Annotated in this window: 18 protein-coding genes; 7 read left to right on the top strand and 11 right to left on the bottom strand. The window is 61.8% G+C overall.

All coding sequences use genetic code 11. The features are described 5' to 3' along the window. Positions 1-85 precede the first annotated feature (85 nt). The 8 genes from V7060_RS16780 to V7060_RS16745 form a co-directional block, all read right to left on the bottom strand. On the bottom strand, positions 86-916 hold the full coding sequence (locus tag V7060_RS16780) for a DUF4198 domain-containing protein (RefSeq protein WP_049395152.1): 831 nt from the start codon (positions 914-916) through the stop codon (positions 86-88). A 26-nt stretch (positions 917-942) separates the two neighbouring features. Then, positions 943-3,981 carry a TonB-dependent receptor gene (locus tag V7060_RS16775; RefSeq protein WP_334180378.1) on the bottom strand — a complete coding sequence of 1,013 codons (3,039 nt, stop codon included), beginning with the start codon at positions 3,979-3,981 and terminating at the stop codon, positions 943-945. Positions 3,982-4,079: 98 nt separating this feature from the next. After that, entirely contained in the window at positions 4,080-5,021 is a 942-nt protein-coding gene (locus V7060_RS16770) for a FecR domain-containing protein (protein ID WP_334180377.1), read from the bottom strand. After that, complete coding sequence (locus tag V7060_RS16765) at positions 5,018-5,581, bottom strand: sigma-70 family RNA polymerase sigma factor (RefSeq protein WP_334180376.1); 564 nt, start codon at positions 5,579-5,581, stop codon at positions 5,018-5,020. Before V7060_RS16765 ends, V7060_RS16770 begins: the two co-directional genes overlap by 4 nt. A 119-nt stretch (positions 5,582-5,700) precedes the next feature. After that, entirely contained in the window at positions 5,701-7,527 is a 1,827-nt protein-coding gene (locus tag V7060_RS16760) for a PepSY domain-containing protein (RefSeq protein WP_334180375.1), read from the bottom strand. Then, positions 7,524-8,213, bottom strand: coding sequence for a PepSY domain-containing protein (locus V7060_RS16755; protein ID WP_334180374.1), 690 nt, complete (start codon positions 8,211-8,213; stop codon positions 7,524-7,526). Before V7060_RS16755 ends, V7060_RS16760 begins: the two co-directional genes overlap by 4 nt. Positions 8,214-8,281: 68 nt before the next feature. Then, the gene (locus tag V7060_RS16750; RefSeq protein WP_334180373.1) at positions 8,282-11,002 is read right to left on the bottom strand and encodes a TonB-dependent receptor; all 2,721 of its coding nucleotides are present in this window, start codon (positions 11,000-11,002) and stop codon (positions 8,282-8,284) included. Between the two features lie 117 nt (positions 11,003-11,119). After that, on the bottom strand, positions 11,120-11,671 hold the full coding sequence (locus V7060_RS16745; RefSeq protein WP_334180372.1) for a CopL family metal-binding regulatory protein: 552 nt from the start codon (positions 11,669-11,671) through the stop codon (positions 11,120-11,122). Here V7060_RS16745 and hutC point away from each other — a divergent pair. From hutC to hutG, 4 genes are read left to right on the top strand one after another with little or no spacing between them, the layout of a single operon-like run. Then, complete coding sequence (gene hutC / locus V7060_RS16740; RefSeq protein WP_046932594.1) at positions 11,670-12,395, top strand: histidine utilization repressor; 726 nt, start codon at positions 11,670-11,672, stop codon at positions 12,393-12,395. The genes V7060_RS16745 and hutC overlap by 2 nt on opposite strands. Before the next feature lie 16 nt (positions 12,396-12,411). Next, positions 12,412-14,094, top strand: coding sequence for a urocanate hydratase (gene hutU / locus V7060_RS16735; RefSeq protein WP_334180387.1), 1,683 nt, complete (start codon positions 12,412-12,414; stop codon positions 14,092-14,094). After that, positions 14,091-15,629, top strand: coding sequence for a histidine ammonia-lyase (gene hutH / locus V7060_RS16730; RefSeq protein WP_334180371.1), 1,539 nt, complete (start codon positions 14,091-14,093; stop codon positions 15,627-15,629). The genes hutU and hutH overlap by 4 nt, the downstream gene beginning before the upstream one ends. Next, positions 15,626-16,591 (top strand): formimidoylglutamase, encoded by a 966-nt coding sequence (gene hutG, locus V7060_RS16725; protein ID WP_334180370.1) that lies wholly within the window; start codon positions 15,626-15,628, stop codon positions 16,589-16,591. Before hutH ends, hutG begins: the two co-directional genes overlap by 4 nt. A 3-nt stretch (positions 16,592-16,594) precedes the next feature. Here hutG and V7060_RS16720 read toward each other — a convergent pair whose 3' ends face one another. Then, positions 16,595-16,999, bottom strand: coding sequence for a MerR family transcriptional regulator (locus tag V7060_RS16720; protein ID WP_334180369.1), 405 nt, complete (start codon positions 16,997-16,999; stop codon positions 16,595-16,597). A gap of 41 nt (positions 17,000-17,040) precedes the next feature. On the opposite strand from V7060_RS16720, the gene V7060_RS16715 reads away from it, so the two are divergent. The 3 genes from V7060_RS16715 to V7060_RS16705 are packed head-to-tail and all read left to right on the top strand — an operon-like array spanning position 17,041 to position 17,921. Next, positions 17,041-17,403, top strand: coding sequence for a mercuric transporter MerT family protein (locus V7060_RS16715; protein ID WP_334180368.1), 363 nt, complete (start codon positions 17,041-17,043; stop codon positions 17,401-17,403). Positions 17,404-17,413: 10 nt separating this feature from the next. After that, positions 17,414-17,707: a heavy-metal-associated domain-containing protein gene (locus tag V7060_RS16710; RefSeq protein ID WP_334180367.1), complete on the top strand. Its 294-nt coding sequence runs from the start codon at positions 17,414-17,416 to the stop codon at positions 17,705-17,707. Continuing rightward, a complete protein-coding gene (locus V7060_RS16705; RefSeq protein WP_287998565.1) occupies positions 17,700-17,921 on the top strand; it encodes a GDCCVxC domain-containing (seleno)protein in 222 nt (73 codons plus the stop codon). The genes V7060_RS16710 and V7060_RS16705 overlap by 8 nt, the downstream gene beginning before the upstream one ends. A gap of 190 nt (positions 17,922-18,111) precedes the next feature. Here the strand turns inward: V7060_RS16705 and V7060_RS16700 are convergent, their stop codons facing one another. Then, positions 18,112-18,645, bottom strand: a complete 534-nt coding sequence (locus V7060_RS16700; protein WP_287998563.1) for a DUF305 domain-containing protein — start codon at positions 18,643-18,645, stop codon at positions 18,112-18,114. A 74-nt stretch (positions 18,646-18,719) separates the two neighbouring features. After that, positions 18,720-19,034, bottom strand: a complete 315-nt coding sequence (locus V7060_RS16695) for a hypothetical protein (protein ID WP_334180366.1) — start codon at positions 19,032-19,034, stop codon at positions 18,720-18,722. Between the last annotated feature and the right edge of the window lie 19 nt (positions 19,035-19,053).

Raw genomic sequence — 19,053 nt, 5'->3', positions numbered from 1 at the left:
AGGTAAGTCCCCTCAAAAAGACGCCAGTCATGGAAGAAGTCATGACTGGCGTCAAAGGGGAGAGTACCGCCTACATGCTTACTTATCAGTGCCCGGCGTGCGGGGAAATCTCAAAGCTCAGCGACGCCCGATCCGACACAAAATCCAAACCCTTTTGTGTAGAGGGCACCATGTGATTGGTGTGGATGTACCAGGTCTTGGCGGTGGTCACCTGGAAACTGGCTTGGCCTTGGGCATCGGTGCGCAGGAGCGTAGCGCTACCGTGCCCACCCTTGACCGGTGCGTCAGCACGATGACCGACGTACACGCGTAGGTTGGGCACTGGCGTGCCCTGCTGCAGCACCTGGAACGACAGCTGTTCGCCGACCTTCACGCTTCCAGGATTGCGGGCCAAGCGGATCTCCAACGGATAGCCCAGCGAGGCAGCGAAGTCGTCGGTCAGTTTCGTGCCCACCTGTCCAATGGCACGGGCATGCTTGGTATAGCTATAGGTGACCCCTTTGGGAAACTTGCTCGCATCATAGGTGGCCAGCGTATCTGGCAAGTCTTCCAACTCCAGGTACTTACCGAACTCGCTGGCCGTACGGGTGCTGGTGGAAGCCATCGTCGAGACCCCCAGCAGATAGGTGCCCTCGCCCGCCGGATGCACGGTGAGCTGGCTCTGCTTGCCGACCTCTTTCCAACTGGCCAAGTCCGGGGCAGCCTTAGCGCCGCCCTGACTCAGCGAAACGTCCTGTAGACGCGCTCGGGTGACTGCACCTGCACTTTCATCGAAGGTGCCATTGTTCACCAACGCGGTGTTCGCCTCGCCCGCTGCGGTGCCGGGCTTGGAGAAAGCGACAAACAGGTCGTGCGCGCCGGCGCTGCCGGCCACCGCGAACAGCAGTAGTGCGGCGGATAGTTGCGTGTTTCTCATGATGTGTAGCTCCTTGGGATCGTGGCTTACCAGTGGTAACCAAAGCGGACATTCCAGCGACGACCCAGCAAGTCGTACGTCATGGTGTCGGTGTTGGCGTTGGGGTTGTTCTGCACGAACGGCGCCTTCTTATCGAGCACGTTTTCAACGCCGGCGGAGATGTCCCATTTCTTCTTTATGCCGTAGCTCAGTTGCAGGTTGTGGTACACCACGCTGGACACATGCGAGCCGATCGTGCCGGGCACGGCGATGATGTCGTCCGCGCTGCCGATGTACTGCGCCGAATAGACGCCGGTCCAACGGTTTTTGCCCATGCGCAGTGAGCCCAAGCCACGCCACTGGGTGTAGCTACCCAAGCCGCTGGTGATCTTGCCGGCGTACTCAATGGTGGTGGCACCGGCGAAGGGAGTGACGTCGTAACGCTCAAGATACGAGGCGTCCAGACTCGCGCTGGCCTGCCAGCCGGCCACATCGAACTGATACAGCACGCCGATATCCACGCCTTCGGATTCCTCGCTGGCCGCATTGACCTGCTGGGACGAGAGGTAGTTGACCTCACCGGTGACCGGATCACGGGTAAAGTTGGCCGGCGAGCAGAACGGATGGGCCAGGTTCGGTGTGGTGTAGCACGCACGCAGCTTGACCGAGCCTTCAATGCTACGGATCGCATTCTCGATGCGGATACGGTAGTAATCGGCCGTGAGCGTCAGCCCCGGCGCAAACCCTGGGGTCCACACAAAGCCTGCCGTGAAGGTCCGCGCATCTTCAGGCTTGAGGTCGGGATTGCCGCCGGTCGTGGTGAGGATGGTGTTGCCCAACTGACGAAAGTTGGTCGGCACGCCCGCGGCTTGGCAGTTGGCCCGAATGACCGAGTCGGCCGGTAACGTGCTCCAGTTGCTGCACGGATCCAGCGTAGTCAAGCTGCCTTGGCCGATGCCACCGAACAACTCCGGAATGCTGGGGATGCGAAAAGCCGTGGCGTAGTTGAGACGGATCTTGAGGGGTTCGGCCACCTGCCAATCCAACCCCACCTTGTAGTTGGTGTCGCTGCCGAACAGGTCGTAGTCCGAATAGCGGCCGGCCAGGTTCAAGGTGGCGTAGTCCACCAGCGGAATGTCCTGCAACAGCGGGACAGCGAACTCCACGAACGCTTCCTTGGCCGAGTACTCGCCTTCGATCGGATCTTGACGCACGATGTTGGCGCTGCCGTTGACCACCAGCGGGTCCGGATACAGCCAACCGCGTTCCTTGCGAAACTCCACGCCCGAGGCGAAGGCGACGCTGCCGGCGGGCAGATCGAACAGGGCGCCGGAAATGGTGCCGCTAAAGCCCTGCTGGCTGTTGCCACCCGAGCCACGCTGGGTAAACAGAATGTAGTCCAGCACTTCAGGCGTCAGATTGCCGTAGCCCAGATAGTTGCCGCAAGGAATGGCCGCGCCTGGGGTATTGCTGCACAGACTGGTATTGAGAGTGTTTTCCACCCGGTCCAGGTTGGCAATGTTGGTCGAGCTGTCGGTGGCCGAACTGCGCCCCCAGTTCAACGCCACATTCCATGCCCAGTTATCGCCCCACTGCCCTTCCAGCCCTAGCACGGTGCGGAACGTGTCTACCTCTTGCTCGGTGATGCGCGCTCCAGCCTCTTCCAGCCGACGGCGCTCCAAGGTCAGGTTTTGGCCGGTGGGGTTGGTCGGATTGGTGGCAGCAATCCGGATCGTGCGATAGACGCCCAGGGTGTTGGGCGAGGCACGCTGGTTGGACTGGCGATTGGTCGCCATCAGCTCGGTGAAAAGGCGCGTGTTCTCAGTCAGGTCGAACTGGCCAAAGCCACTAAGACCAATGCGCTTGATCGGGCTGACGGCATTGAGCAGCAGGTTGTAGTTGTAGTTGTGCTTGGCGGGATCGTAGAGCTCGTAAGAGCGCGGATCTCCATTGGGATCCTGATTGAAGTTGACTACCCGGCCATCGGCCAAGCGTGCACGACCGCCGATGGTGGATGAGTTGCCCACGCACTGCAGCGTGCCCGCCACTACGCCTAGCGGGCACGGCGCGCGCGAGGCCATCGTGATGGTGCCACTTTCGGCATAGGTCAGCGCACCGGACATCGAACTGCGCTCGCCTGTGGTGCCGAAGGCCAAGTTGAACGAGCCGATCTCGCCATCACCTTTGAAGGTTTGACCATAGCGGGTGGACAGCTCAACGCCATCCATTTCCTTGCGCGTGATGATGTTCACCACGCCGGCTACGGCATCGGCGCCGTAGATGGCCGATGCACCATCCTTCAGGATTTCGATGCGATCTACCAGGGCAAGCGGCACTACGTTCAGATCCACCGAATTGTTGGCGCCGGTGCCACCATTGACTACGCGCCGGCCGTTGAGCAGCACCAATGTGCGGTTTACGCCCAAGCCACGCAGGTTGATCTGGGTGGTGCCGTTACCGTTACCGGTCCAGAAGTTGTTGGATTGCGAGCCGGCCGCGCCGGCCGATGCAGGCAAGCGCTGCAACAGTGTTTCCACGGACACGGCGCCGGAGCTCTGGATAGTCTCGGCATCGATGACCGTGGTGGGTCCCACGCCGGACATCTGGGCACGCTTGATATGGCTGCCGGTTACTTGGACCGCATCAAAGGTGGTGGGTGCAGTGGTCGACGTCGTGGAGGCGTCGGCGCCGCCGGAGACGGTGGAGGTGTACGTGTCGGAGCCGGCTTGCCCTAGGCTGGAAGATGGTGTGCTGCGGATACTGGGCGCCGGTGCATTTGCCGCCTCGCGGACGATGGCCAATGCGCCACTTTGATCCCGCTTGACGGTCAACCCAGTGCCCGCCAGCAGACGGTTCAGCGCCGCGTCCTGGGACATGTCACCGCGCGCCCCGGAGGTGCGCCGATCGCGCACGTCTTCGCTCAGGTAGACCAGACGAACGCCCGACTGCCTGGCATAGGCCTCCAGCGCGACCTTCAGATCCCCTTCTGGAATATCAAAGGTGCTTGTTTGTGCTGCGGCCGAGGCCGCGATGACCAGACCACACATGACAGCCAACGCTGTCCTCGCCACTTTCGTACGTGCCATGCATTTTCCCCAGGTCGGCGCAAATCGGCCTTATGTCTGAGACGAGATGGCGACGCAGTTCCGGTATGAAATATTTCAGATTGATGTCTGTAGGCGATTCAATGCGGTTGCGAGACACGAATCTGATCGCCGTGTGTCTCTACGCGCAGATTGAAGCCCGTGGCCAGCAGTCGCGCGAAGGCATCCACCCCGGCAGCATCGAAGCTGCCACCCACGCGCATGTGGGCGGTTTCCGGATCCATCAGCACCAGCTGCTTTTCGTTGTAGCGATTGAACTGGGCTGCCACATCGGCCAAGGTGGATTGATCGAACTCCAACGTGCCATGGCGCCAGCTCAGGGATCGCCGCACCTTGTCCTGCGCATTCACCGCTACGAGCGTGCCGGCCGGTTTGCTGTACAGCAAACCGCCGCCCTGTACGATCACGGGCGGGCGGCCGGGCTTGGCCACCATCGGCTCGACGCGCACCTTGCCTTCCAGCACCGCCACTTCCAGGCGCTCGCGTTCTTGCCTGACGGAGAACTTCGTTCCCAAAACCACCACCTTGTGGTCGCCGGCATGGATCACAAACGGATGCGCAGGGTCTGGCTTTACGTCGAAGAAGGCTTCGCCTTTGTCCAGCCATACATGGCGCAGCGAGGGATCCACCTGCGCGCGGAGCTCGGTGTGCGTATTCAATTCCACCCGCGAACCGTCCGACAAGGCCACGACTTCCCGCCCCCCAACCTCGGTGGTGTAGCGGGTACCCGGCCCCCACCAGGGCATGTTCAGCAGTACGGCCAGCATTGCCACCGCCGCGGCCGCTGACCAACGCACCGGTGAGGCCCAACGCCGCGTGCGAGGTGATTGCACGCCGCGCACGGCCGCCAGTCGATCGGCTCGATCCCAGACCGACTTCAAACGAAGCCAGGCCACACGATGGGCCGTATCCTGCCCCAACCAAGCATCAAGCTGCCTCTGGTCCTGCGCGGTCCACTGCGAAGATTCGGCGCGATTGATCCACTGCGCAGCAACTTGTTCGATGTCGTTGTGCGGGCTCATGGGTGCGAACGTTCCTTGTTGAAGCGCCGGGCCGGGCGCTGAATCTTGCCGGTACCGCCAAGCATAAAGTCCGCCAATGCGCGCATGCCCAACAACGTCTGGCGCTCCACCGTATCTTCGGCAATGCCCAGGCGGCTGGCCACTTCGCGTTGGCTCAAGCCGTAGATCTTGCGAAGCTCGACGATCTGCCGGCATTTGGCGGGCAGTTTCTGCAGGCCTTGCTGGAGGCGCCGCAACTCATCGCGTGCGCCCAGATGCCTCTCCGGCGTCACCTCATCACTCTGCAGCACCGCCTGCTCGACATCGGCCATGGCTTCAATGGACACGATGCGTGAGCGGCGGATGCGATCAATGAGCAGGTTGCGTACGGTGGTCATGACAAAAGGTTTGGCCTGCGACGGCAGACCCCGACGCGCGGCTTCGTATATGCGTGTGTAAGCCTCCTGCCGAAGATCAGGAATCTCGCTGTCCTCATGCCCATGCCGGCGCAGAAAGGCGTGGATCAGGCCTTCCAGCGGCAAGACATGGGCGATGAACCACTCATCCAGTGCGGTGGTCACCAGGGTACTCGCTGATTCATCGGGCAGGCTCAGGCACGTCCATTCACTGGGACGAGCGCGGTCAGGAAATCCGGTACACCGCGGCGCCCGCCGGCCTGCTTGGCCGGCGGGCGCTGGGATCAGATCTTGAAGTCGTCGTACGCCACCTGGCTGTCGGGTACCCCCAGCCTGCTCAGTAGCTCTCGGGTGGCCTTGAGCATGGCCGGCGGTCCGCACAGGTAAAACTCGCAATCAGCCAGGGCCTGATGGGCTTTGAGCAGACGATCGTGGGCCACTTCGTGAACCAGACCCCTCAAGAGCGCATCGTCGTTCTGCGCTTCATCTGACAGCACCAAGTGCCAGCTGAAGTTCTCGTGCTGCTGGGCCAGGCGCTCCATCTCCTCGATGTACGGTGCCTCCTTAAGGCTGCGTGCGCCATACCAGAAGTGGATCCGCTCACCGCCCTGCCCCGCCAAGAGCGTCCGAATCATCGCGCGCAGCGGCGCCATGCCAGCGCCGCCGCCGATGAACACTTTCTCCCGCCCGTGGGGTTTGAGCGCGAAGTCGCCGAAGGGGCCGCTGAAAGAAACCCGATCCCCCGGCGAGAGCGTGTACAGGTAGGTCGATCCCCTGCCCGGCGGTTGCCGCTTCTTGTCCGATCTGCCGGGACTGAAGCGCGCCAGCAACGTCAGACGACCCTGCGCCTGATCAATGGGCAAGGCCAAGGAATAGGCCCGGCGTACCGGCTCGCGATTGATCAGCTTTTCCGGCAGATCCACGCCGGCCCAATCCTGATGGTGGTGTTCGGGTCGCACCAACTTGTGAACAGGCACGTCGTAATCGGGCACGTGCACCTGCAGGTAAGCACCGGGCTGATACTCCGGTCCGGCAGCCTCGTCGGGCTTGAGCACGATCTCGCGCAGGAACGGGGTCACTGCCGTAACCTGCTCCACGGTGGCCGCATACTCGGTCCACAGGCTGGCCCCGCCGGCCACCTCGACATCGGTGTCCTCGGTCACGGCCAGGTTGCAGGCCAGGCGATAGCCCATCTTGACCTTGCTGGCGCCCAGGTGGGCGCGATCGGCCGCGGTGGCTTTGGGCGCCGCGCCGCGGAAGCGCACCTCGCACAGACCACAGCTCTGCCCTCCTCCACAGTTGGATGGCAGTTGCACGCCCTCGCGTGCCAGCGAGACGTAGACGTTGTCGCCTGCCGACGCCCGTACGGTGCGCAGCCGTGTCCCGTCCGGACCGAATACCGACAACTCGCGGGCCGGACGCCAGCGGCGCGGCACGAACTCGCTCCAGTGGAAGCTGGCAAACAGCAGCCAGATCCCGGTCAGGGCCAACCACAGACCGCCGATCGCGGCAGTGACCACCAACGGGTTGTTGAAGTTCTTGCGCCCGGTGTAGTCCATGATGTGCAACATCCAGAACACATCGAATAGACGCCAGGTCTTGTTGCGGTGGTAGAGCACTTCGCCCGTCTGGGCAGACAGGTACACCGTGGTGTCCTGCGTGTCATCGGTGTCCACACGCCACAGACGCCCCTCGTGATCGCGCACCTCCCCGCTCCACTCCAACAGGCGCGGCGCTTTCAGCGTGCCCGGTCCGGTGTAGGAGGCCTGAGCCAGGCGGGTGGCCCAGGCCGAATCCAAGGGGATCGGCTGGCCCGTAACGGCGTTGGCCAAGGTGACACCTTGCGCATCGGCCAATTGGTACACCGGCGTGTCCAACAGCCAGCCAGAACTCACGCGGCTGATCTTCTTGTTGCCACCCAGAAAGCTGGCCGGCGATCGGGCGTTGGCGGGCCAGTCATGCGCGGCATGCGCGTGGGCCTGGAACTGATGGCCCTGCACCTGATCGTGATCCAACCAGCTCATCATCACGCCACTGGCCATCCAAAGCAGCAACTGCAGGCCGATGATCAAGCCGACCCATTTGTGCAGCGTTCTCATCCAGGGCGTCATGCTGCGGCCCTCCTGCGGAAGCTGTAGAACAACAGCCAGGCGCCACTGAGCACGAACACCAGTCCGACCGCCGAGGCCACGCGCAACAGAGTGTTGTTGACGTCCGAGCGCGCCTCGTAGTCCATGATGTGGAACATCCACAGGAAATCGAACCAACGCCACAGGCTGTGCCGGCGCGCGAGCAACTCGCCGCTATAGGGCGAGAAGTACAACGTCGTTTCACCGGCATCGGCGTAGTGCACGGCCCACATGGGAACCGGGCGGGTGGCGACTTCCTGCGGCGCCTGCGTCACCCATTCGACCCGGGCTACCGGCGCTTGGCCCTGGTACACCGCCTTGGCCAGCGCGATCGCCATCTGCTGATCGCCCGGCGAGAGCACCTGGCCGGTCGTAGCGTCGAGCAGGTAGATCTTGTCGCGGGCATGGATCTCATAGACATCCCGCTCTAGCAGGCGCTTGAGCTTGACCTGGGTCATGCCCGGGTAGCGGCGCTGCAGCTCCTCACCTGACAAGTGCGTGGGTGCGACCAGCGGTTGCTGATGCGCATGGGCCAGGTGATCGCCATGGATGATGTCCAAGGAAATGACCGTCATGTACACGCCGCTGATCATCCACAGCAGCGCTTGCACGCCGATGATCAGGCCAATCCATTTGTGGGCCTTACGCGCCCAGAAAGCCGATTTCATAGTGATCTCGTTCGACAGGAAGACGACACCTGCCCCCGTCACACGGACGGGGACAGGTGAAGCGGGCCTTACCAGTGGTAACCGACGCGTGCATACCAACGACGACCCAGCAGGTCATACGTCATCGTGTCGGTATTGGCATCGGTGTAGCTCTGGATGAACGGGGCTTTCTTGTCGTACAGGTTGTCGATGCCGAAGGACACATCGAAGGTCTTGTTCGGTGCGTACTTGAGCTGGACATTGTGGTAGGTCACGCTGGGGGCATGATCGCCAATGTCGCCGGGGCTGGCGTTGATGTCATCCGCCTTGCCGATGTACTGCAAGCTGTAAGAGCCGGACCAGGCTTCGCGCTCCATCGTCAGCGAGGTCAAGGCGCGCCAGTGAGTAAAGCTGCCACGGCCACCGGTGATCTTGCCGGCGTACTCGATCACCTCCGCGCCCGGGAACGGCCGCACGTCGTACTGGTCCAGATAGGACACATCCACACTCAAAGTCGAATCGAACCCAGCGACCGCGAACTCGTACAGACCACCCAGGTCGATGCCCCGTACCCGCTCGTTGGCCGCATTGACCGGCTGGGACGACAGGAAGTCCACTTCACCGGTGATCGGGTTGCGGGTGAAGTTGTCATTGCCGCAGAACGGATGCGCCAAGCCCGGGGTGTTGTAGCAGATCGACAGCTTGGTTGAGCCATCGATACGCTGGATGGCGTTGTCGATCTTGATGTTGAAGTAGTCCACCGTCAGCGTCAGCCCTGGCAGGAAGCGCGGGGTCCAGACCGCGCCCACGGTCAAGGATTTGGCATCTTCCGGCTCCAGGTCAGGATTACCGCCGGAGGTGGTCAGGATCGTGTTGCCCGGCTGCACGTAGCCCGCCGGTACGCCGTACGCCTGGCAGTTCTGACGCACTACCGAATCAGCCGGCAAGCTGCTCCAGCCGCTACAGGGATCGGTCGTGGTCAGGTTGCCCTCGGCCACGCCACCAAACAGCTCGGGGATGTTGGGGATGCGGAAAGCCGTGGCGTAGTTGGCGCGCACCTTCAAGGACGGCACGATCTGCCAATCCAGGCCCACCTTGTAGTTCACGTCTTCGCCGAACAGATCGTAGTCGGAGTAACGCACCGCGGCATTGAGCGTCAGGCTCTCGGCGATCACGCTGTCCTGCAACAGCGGCACGGCAAACTCGGCGAAGGCTTCCTTGGCCGTGTACTCACCGGCGATCGGATCCTGTTGGTTCGTGTTGGCAATGCCCAGCACCGTCAGCGGATCGGGATCGCGCCAACCACGCTCCTTGCGAACCTCGATGCCGGAGGCAAAGCCCACCCAACCGGCCGGCATCTCGAATAGCTGGCCGCTGATGTTGGCGGTGAAGCTTTTCTGGTCGTTGCCGCCGTTGTCGCGCGTCCTGTACAGAATGTAGTTGAGCACCTCGGGGGTCAGGTCGCCGTAGCCGAGATAGTCACCGCAGGGGATCGCCGCGCCGGGCGTGTTGCTGCACAGCGCGGTGTTGAGCGTGTCATCCACCCGGTCCAGGTTGGCCACATTGGTCGAGCCATCCACACCGGTGTTGCGCCCCCAGTTCAGCGCGGCCGACCAGTCCCAGTTCATGCCCAACTGGCCTTCAATGCCCGCGACCACGCGGAAGGTATTGGTTTCCTGGAAGAACTCGCGCGGGCCGGCCTCTTCCAGACGGCGGCGCTGCAGCAGCAGGTCCTGGCCGGTCGGGTTGGTCGGGTGGCTGGCCGCGATGTTGATCGGGCGATAGACACCCAGGCTGCCGGGCGTGGCCAGCTGATCGGACTGCCGGTTGGTGAACATCAACTCGGTGAACACGCGCGTGGTTTCATTCACCGTGCTGTCGCCGAACAGGCTGAAGCTCAAACGCTTGATCGGATTGACGGCATTGAGATAGGGATTGCCGTTGTAGTTATGTTTGGCCGCCGAATACGGTTCATAGAAATCCCCGTCACCATTGGGATCCTGATTGAAGTTCACGCGCGAGCCGTCGGCTAGCAATGCGCGACCACCGATGGTGGCCGAACTGCCCACACATTCGAGTTGCCCGTCGACCTCACCCAAGCCGCACGGTGCGCGTGAGGCCATGTTGACCGTGCCGGTCTCCGAGTAGTTGATGCCGGCCATCAGCGAACCGCGGTCTGACGTAATACCCCAAGCGAAATCGAACGACTTTTCTTCGCCATCGCTTTCGAAGGTCTGTCCGTATCGCACCGCCGCCTCGGCACCGTCGTAGTTCTTCTTGGTGATGATGTTCACCACGCCCGCCACGGCATCGGCACCGTAGATAGCGGAGGCACCGTCCTTGAGGACCTCGATCCGCTCGATCAGCGCTACCGGGATGATGTTCAGGTCCACCGAGCTGTTGGCACCGGTGCCACCATTGACCACACGACGACCATTGAGCAGAACCAGCGTGCGGTTAATGCCCAGGCCGCGCAGATTGACCTGAGTAGTGCCGTAGCCGTTCTCGGCCCAGTAGGCATTGGACTGGCTGCCCGCAAAGCCGGCCGAGGCCGGCAGGCGCTGCAGCAGCGTCTCCACCGAAGTGGCGCCGGAGCGCTCGATGGCTTCGGCATCCACCACGCTGACCGGACCAACACCGGAGAGCTGCAGTCGCTTGATATGGCTGCCGGTGACCTGGACGGTGTCCAGCGTCTTGGCCGACTCGCTCGTGGCGCCCTGTTCAGCCTGCTGAGCCAGAGCCACCGTGGAAAAACCGGCGCACAGAAGGGCACCGACGGATACCGCCAAAGGATTGCGCTTGAAGTACATGGGTTCTCTCTCCCCCGAAGGGCAATGCATGCGTATGACCCTGGTGCCCCAGACGTGGGGGCCTATGCGACATCAGGGCGTGCGTAGACGTCGCCAATCAATGGCGACCAAGCAGCATTAGCCGATGGGAGGCCGGAACAGCCGGGACACCTGTCGTCGCAGCGGCGGCAACTCAGGCGTAGGTAGGTAGGTGCTCGTCAGGGCGTGCTGGGCGGCAAAGATGACCGGCACACGCCCGGCGAAGAAGGTGAGCACACAGCTGCAGTCGCAGGAGGTGGTGCTGCAGTCGCACTGATGATCGTTCTGATCACCCTGCCCGGCTTGCTTGCCACCGGGACGAATTTTGTTGCAATCGTTACTAATCTTGGCGCGTTCATTGACACGCGCGCCGCCGTGCACCGAGTGGGTGCCATTCACCGCACCTGGGGGAGGAATATGCCGCACGGCCATCCGCGTGGTGGCCTGCGCGCTCAGGATCCCATCCGCGCAGAGCACGAGGATCAGGAACATACGCAGTAGCACGCGAAGCGACGGCATGAGCGTGTGGCGAACCCGCAGGTTGTCTATACCACAGCAATAGCACGAGGAATTTCTTAGTGTCAACTGCTTGTGCAGCACAGCATCGAAAGTGGTTGGACTGGTTGTATAGACATGTAATGCTTGGGCCATGGACGAACCCAAGCCGCACTACCAGAAGCTCAAGCACTTCATCCTGCGTCACATCACCAACGGCGACTGGCCCGCGCGCAGTCGCGTCCCCAGCGAGAACGAACTGACGGCCAAGTTCGGCTTGTCTCGCATGACAGTGAATCGAGCGCTGCGCGAGTTGACCGACGCCGGCGTGCTGACCCGAGTGCAAGGCGTGGGCACGTTCGTCGCCGGGCCAAAGGCCGAATCGGCGATGTTCGAGGTGCGCAACATTCGCGAAGAGATTCAGTCCCGCGGCCAGACACACTCGGTCCAGGTATTGATCTGCGAGACGGTCGAGGCGCGCTCCAGTGTGACGACCAACTTCGGCCTGACACCGGGCACGGAGCTGTTCCACAGCCGCCTGCTCCACCACAGCGATGACAAGCCCGTGCAGTTGGAGGATCGCTTTGTGCAACCCAGCGTGGCGCCGGATTACCTGGACATCGATTTCCACACCGAGATTCCGCATCAGTACTTGATGCGCGTTGCGCCGCTGGAGCGCGCCGAACATGTGATTGAAGCCGAGACGGCCAGCAAGCGTCTGGCTGCGCAACTGAAGATCAACGAAGGCGATCCGTTGCTGGTGCTGACCCGACGTACGTGGTCGCGCGGACAGGTGGCCAGCTTTGTGCGGCTGATTCACCCGGCATCTCGTTACCGCTTTGTGGGCACCTTCCAGGTTGGCGCCCCCCTGACCCCTTGAGGATTTGATGGATACCTTGGAACGCTCCGCTTCCCCTGCGCGCACCGTTCGCGCTCCGATCGGCACCCAGCTGCACTGCAAGAGCTGGCTGACTGAAGCGGCCTACCGCATGATCCAGAACAATCTGGACCCCGATGTTGCCGAGCGCCCGGAAGACCTGGTGGTCTACGGCGGCATCGGTCGTGCTGCGCGCGACTGGAAAAGCTTTGACCGCATCTTGGAAACGTTGCGATCGCTTGAGAACGATGAGTCCTTGCTGGTCCAGTCGGGCAAGCCCGTCGGTGTTTTCCGCACACACCCCGATGCGCCACGCGTGCTGATCGCCAACTCCAACCTCGTCCCCCATTGGGCGACGTGGGAGCACTTCAACGAGCTCGATAAGAAGGGCTTGATGATGTACGGCCAGATGACGGCCGGCAGTTGGATCTACATCGGCAGCCAGGGCATCGTCCAGGGCACGTACGAGACCTTCGTGGAGTTGGGGCGCCAGCACTACGGTGGCAACTGGCAGAACAAGTGGATCCTTACCGCCGGCTTGGGCGGTATGGGTGGTGCGCAGGCGTTGGCGGCGACCTTGGCCGGGGCCAGCAGCATCGTGATCGAGTGCCAGGAGTCGCGAATCGATTTTCGCATTCGCACGCGCTATGTCGATCACAAGGCAACCTCCATCGAGCAGGCCTTGCAGATCATTGAAAGTAGTCCAGTCCCCGTGTCGGTGGGATTGCTGGGCAATGCGGCCGAACTGCTGCCGCAGTTCGTCGCGCGCGCGCGCAATGGAGGTCCGCGTCCTCACGCCGTGACCGATCAGACCTCAGCGCACGACCTGATCAATGGCTATCTGCCCGCCGGATGGACCCTCTCACAGTGGGAACAGGCGCGCGGCGGTGACGATGGTCAGCGACGCGAGCTGGCGCAGGCTGCTGCGGCCTCGTGTGCCACGCATGTGCGCGCGATGCTCGATTTCCACGCCATGGGCGTGCCGACGATCGATTACGGCAACAACATCCGCCAGGTGGCGCTGGATCAGGGCGTGGACAACGCCTTTGCCTTCCCCGGCTTCGTGCCCGCCTGTATCCGTCCGCTGTTCTGCCGCGGCATGGGCCCGTTCCGATGGGTGGCCCTGAGCGGGGATCCAGAAGACATCTACAAGACCGATGCCAAGGTCAAAGAACTGTTTCCTGACAACACGCATCTTCACCACTGGCTGGACCAGGCCCGCAAGCGCATTGCCTTCCAAGGTCTGCCCGCACGGATCTGCTGGTTGGGCTTGGGCGAGCGCCACAAGGCCGCGCTGGCCTTCAACGAAATGGTGCGCAATGGCGAGCTCAAGGCACCGATCGTTATCGGACGCGATCACTTGGACTGCGGCTCGGTAGCCAGCCCCAACCGTGAAACCGAAGGCATGCGCGATGACTCCGATGCGGTCTCGGACTGGCCGCTGCTCAACGCGCTGCTGGCCACCAGTGGCGGGGCGACCTGGGTGAGCCTGCATCACGGAGGCGGTGTCGGGATGGGCTTCTCGCAACACTCGGGCGTGGTCATCGTGTGCGATGGCACCGAGCAAGCCGATCGCCGGCTGGCGCGTGTGCTGTGGAACGACCCGGCCACGGGCGTGATGCGCCACGCCGATGCGGGTTACGAGCAGGCACTGGCCTGTGCCCGTGAGCATGACCTGACCCTGCCGGCCATTCTGGAGTGAATCGCATGCTTACCCTGACACCGGGCCAGCTGACGTTGGCCCAGCTGCGGCAGATCGCGCAAGGGGCTGATCCCATCGCCCTGGACGCAGATTGCTGGGACAACGTCCGGGCCTCTTCGCAGACCGTGCAGGCGATCGTGGCCGCCGGCGAACCGGCCTATGGCATCAACACCGGCTTCGGCAAACTGGCCAAAGTCCATATCCCGCGCGAGCAACTGGAGCAGCTGCAAACCAACTTGGTGCGCTCGCACGCCGTGGGCATGGGATCATTGCTTGACGATGCCTGCGTGCGCCTGATCTTCGCTACCAAGATTGCGTCCCTGGCGCGCGGCTACTCGGGGGTACGCGAGCAGACGCTGGCTACGCTAGTGGCTATCTACAACGCACAGATCTGGCCCTGCATTCCTGCCCAAGGCTCGGTAGGCGCCTCGGGCGATCTGGCACCGTTGGCGCACCTGACGTTGGCAGCCATGGGCGAAGGCCACGTCCGGGTTGACGGACAGGTACTGCCCGCCAGCCAGGCGCTGGAACACGCGGGCATTATCCCGATCCGGCTGGCGGCCAAGGAGGGTCTGGCCCTGCTCAACGGCACGCAGGTATCCACCGGCATTGCATTGATGGCGCTGTTCGCGGCGGAGCAGATTTACTCGGCTGCCGTGTTGAGCGGCGCGATGAGCGTGGACTCCGCCTGCGGCTCTGATGCGCCATTCGATCCGCGGATCCATGCCGTGCGTGGCCAGCCTGGCCAGATCGCCGTGGCCGAGCACTACCTGCGCCTACTGGCCGGTAGCGCGATCCGTGAGTCGCATCGTCAGAACGACACGCGCGTGCAGGATCCTTACAGTCTCAGGTGCCAGCCTCAGGTGATGGGGGCCATACGCGACGTGATGCAACACGTGGCACAAGTGCTGCGGACAGAGGCCAATGCGGTGTCTGACAACCCCCTGGTCTTCACCGATACCGGCGAGGTGATCTCGGGTGGCAACTTCCACGCCGAGCCCGTGGCCTTTGCGGCGGATCAACTGACCATGGCAGTGTCCGAGATTGGCGCACTGTCGGAACGGCGCATCGCCTTACTCATCGATGCCACGATCTCCGGGTTGCCCGCCTTCCTGGTGGCCAACCCCGGCGTCAATTCAGGTTTCATGATCGCCCACGTGACCGCCGCTGCGCTGGCCAGCGAGAACAAAACCCTCTCCCATCCTGCCAGCGTGGATTCGTTGCCAACTTCAGCCAACCAGGAAGACCATGTCAGCATGGCGACCTTCGCCGCGCGCAAGTCGCGCGAGGTGGCCGATAACGTGCGTCGCATCGTGGCCATCGAAATGCTGGCCGCCTGCCAAGGCATTGAGTTCCGACGGCCGCTGCAGTCTTCGCAGGCTTTGGAATCGGTACACGCTCAGGTCCGGGCCCTGGTACCTCGCTACGACGAGGACCGCTATCTGGCCCCTGAAATGCAGGCCATCGAGGCCTTCATCCAACGTGGGGGCCTACAACCGTTCCTGGACTGGCCATTGCAGGAAACGCGCAGGTGAATCCCGCATGGTCTGGGCGCGTGGATCTGCCATTGTCGGCCGATACCCAGCGCTGGCATCAGGTAGTGTCGCCGGACACGGATCTTGGCGCTCCCGGCATTGCCCTGCTGGGCTTCGCCAGCGATGAAGGCATTCGTCGCAATGCCGGACGCCCTGGTGCTGCCCAGGGACCCGATGCACTTCGCAGGACGTTGGCCAACCTGCCCGTGCTACACGCGCGCCCTCTTTACGACGCAGGTAATATCGTCTGCGAGGATCGGGCCTTGGAGTTAGCACAGGCCCACTACTCCCAACGCGCGCAACAACTCTTGGATAGCGGGCATTGGGTCGTCGGCTTAGGCGGAGGTCATGAAATTAGCTATGCCAGCTATGCGGCGCTTTGCGGTCACCTCGGACCATCATCATCGCGAATTGGCATTTTCAACTTCGATGCTCATTTCGATTTGCGCGAGCAGGGGTGTGCGAGTTCCGGCACGCCCTTCCTTCAGGCATTGGAGCACGCCCACAGAAGCGGCAAGCCTCTCCACTACCACTGCATTGGCGTCAGTCGCTCCAGCAATACACCGCGCTTGTTCGCTACCGCAGAACGTGAGGGCGCCCACTACATCACCGATGACGCCCTAAGGGCGTGGAACTGGCACGCCCAAACGGAGCTGGTGAAACTCTGGTGCGATGCGGTAGATGTGATCTATCTGACTCTCTGCCTGGACGTGTTGCCGCAAAGTATCGCTCCTGGCGTCAGCGCTCCCAATCCAGGAGGTGTGAGCCTGGAGGTTGTAGAAGCATTGCTGGACCAGGTCATGGCGTCAGGCAAAGTGCGTTTGATGGATGTGGCTGAGTTGTGCCCTCCCCTGGACTTGGATCAAACAACCGCACGCGTGGCGGCTCGCCTAATTCACCGCGCCGTTGGTGCGGTAGGGACCAGCTCTGATCAAACGCAGCCACTCAGTGTTAGCGCCTGAGCGTTAGCGTGTGGCACTGGATAACCGGTCGAGCGCGGGGCAAGTACCACCCGCGGTCGCGCGGCATTCGCTCACCCACTGTTTCAAGCCGGCTTCCAGTAGCTGCAACTCTTCAATACGCTGTCGAACTTCGCTCAGTTTCTGCTCGGTAAGCAAGCGTGTTTGCTCACATGCGCTCCGACCGTTGACCTGCAGCAACCCCTCGATCTCGTCCAGACGGAACCCAGCAGCCTGTGCCCGCCGAATGAATCGAAGTCGGCTGATATCGGCCTCCCCATAACGCCGCACCCCGCCCTGCGGGCGTTCGGGCTCCGGGACCAACCCACGTCGTTGGTAATAGCGAATCGTCTCCACATGCACGTCCGCAGCGGCTGCTAGCCGACCGATCGTCATCGCATTGTTGATCACAGCTTGACTCCGTACCTAGATACGGAGAATACCATGCCGCCATGAGTAAGCAGTTTCCACCTAAATCCTCGCTGCCCGCTATTTGGGGGGCGGCAGCTGCCGCCGTCGGGGCGTCGGTCTGTTGCGTACTGCCCTTGGTGCTGGTTCTGATGGGGATCAGTGGAGCGTGGATTGCCAATCTCACCGCATTGGACGCTTGGCGCCCTTGGCTAAGCGCTCTCACCGTGCTCTGCCTGGGCTGGGCGTTCTGGACACTATATCGCTCAGATGCGCAGCGTTGCAGCACCGAAGGCGCGTGTATGGATCCAGTATTGCTGAGGCGCCGCCGTCGTTGGTTCTGGATCGCCTCAGGTGTGATCGTGTTGCTGCTGCTCTTCCCCTATTACATAGGCTGGATTTTGTAAGGAGTGCCGTATGCGCGCGATGATTTTTGGTCTACTTATGACAGTGTGGATGGCATGGGCGTCGGCCGCCACCCCACAGCAGGTCATCCTGCATGTGGAGAATCTGACGTGCCCAGCGTGCAGCATCACAATCGAAAAGGCGCTAGAGAAAGTGCCGGGGGTGACGGCTACACACGTAGATACACGTGCCGGCACGGTATCCGTTACCTATGATGCCAAACGCACAGATTCAGCAGCGATCGCAAAAGCCATCACTGACGCGGGCTTCCCCGCAACTGCAAAGACGGGACAGAAAAGTGGCTGACACACAACTAGCCAGCGAATTGACGTGCCCTGCTTGTGGACACCGAACCACAGAGACCATGCCCACGACCTCGTGCCAGTTCTTCTATGAGTGTCTGGAATGCAGCACTTTGATTCAGCCAAAATCAGGTGATTGCTGCGTGTTCTGTTCGTACGGCACAGTGCCTTGCCCTCCTATCCAACAGCAAAGTTCCTGCTGTGTTGGCGCAGGTTAGCTGGCCAGCGAAATGAGTTGGAGACAACTTGCGTTCGCGACTTTCGGTAGTTCCTGTTCAAGCGGCGACAGAGATTCGAATGCGAGCCGTGTATGCGCAGGATAAATATTTATCCAGATCAGCTTTATTGCGATCAACACAGAGAGATCCTGCGTCTAATCCTATAGCGGACGCAAAGGACTGCCGGGCGTTAGCGGGACCGCTCGGCGAGAAGCTGCTTCATTTTGGCGATCTCTTGTGTCTGCGAAGTGATGATGTCTTGGCAGAGCTTGACTAGCTCAGGATCCTTCAGGCGGTTTTCCTCGCACATCAGAATGGCGCCAGCATGATGAGGAATCATGGAGCGGATGAACTGCCGATCGGTCACCGCAGCCTGCGTGCGGATTCCCCACCAGCAGAACAGCATGAACGCCACGGTCACGCAGGCCAGGATCAGATTACGCCGACGATCAGGGTACATGTTGGACATGAGCCAAAGCTCAATCAACAGCATCGGCGCGACCATCAGCCCTGCCATGTAGAACTGATTGACGTTGTGATAGACGTTTGCCAACTGATCGACCATGGCATACATCAGTGCGTACATGGCTACGAACGACAAGACCATCATTAGCAGTAGGCGACCGTAGTGGCCTTGATGCGCCTGACCCGAACTTCCGTGCGGGGCGTTTTGCCCTGAATGCTGCGTGTGCGTGTTTTCATGCTTACCGTGCGAAGAAGACATGTCGATCTCCGTGGGAATGACAAAACATCGCCGAATCCCGGGGGCCAAGGACCCAGCCCCCGGGGAGATAGCAATTACATACCCTTGCCGGCAGCGAATTCCTGCGGGCTCAGCTTGCCGTCCTTGTTGGCATCAAGCATGCCGAAGTGCGGCGCAAGCTTGTGCTTGGCCAGTTCTTCCTTGGACAGCGCGCCATCCTTGTTGGTATCGAGCTTGGTGAAATCCGCATTGGCCGCGGCCGGCTTGTGCTGACCATGCTCCTGCTTCTTGTGATCCATCGGCTTGTGCTGACCGTGGTCGGTGGTGGGCGTAGTGGTCTGGCCGCCGGCGAAGGCCGCACCCGCGATCAGGAACAGGGCCATCATCGAGAGGGAGGTATAACGCTTCATTGCAGTACTCCTTGTGGGA

Source organism: Pseudoxanthomonas sp., assembly GCF_036845285.1.
Classification (GTDB): domain Bacteria; phylum Pseudomonadota; class Gammaproteobacteria; order Xanthomonadales; family Xanthomonadaceae; genus Pseudoxanthomonas_A.
The sequence above is the reverse complement of the archived record's forward strand: the minus strand, read 5'-3'. Positions and strand labels throughout refer to the sequence as shown.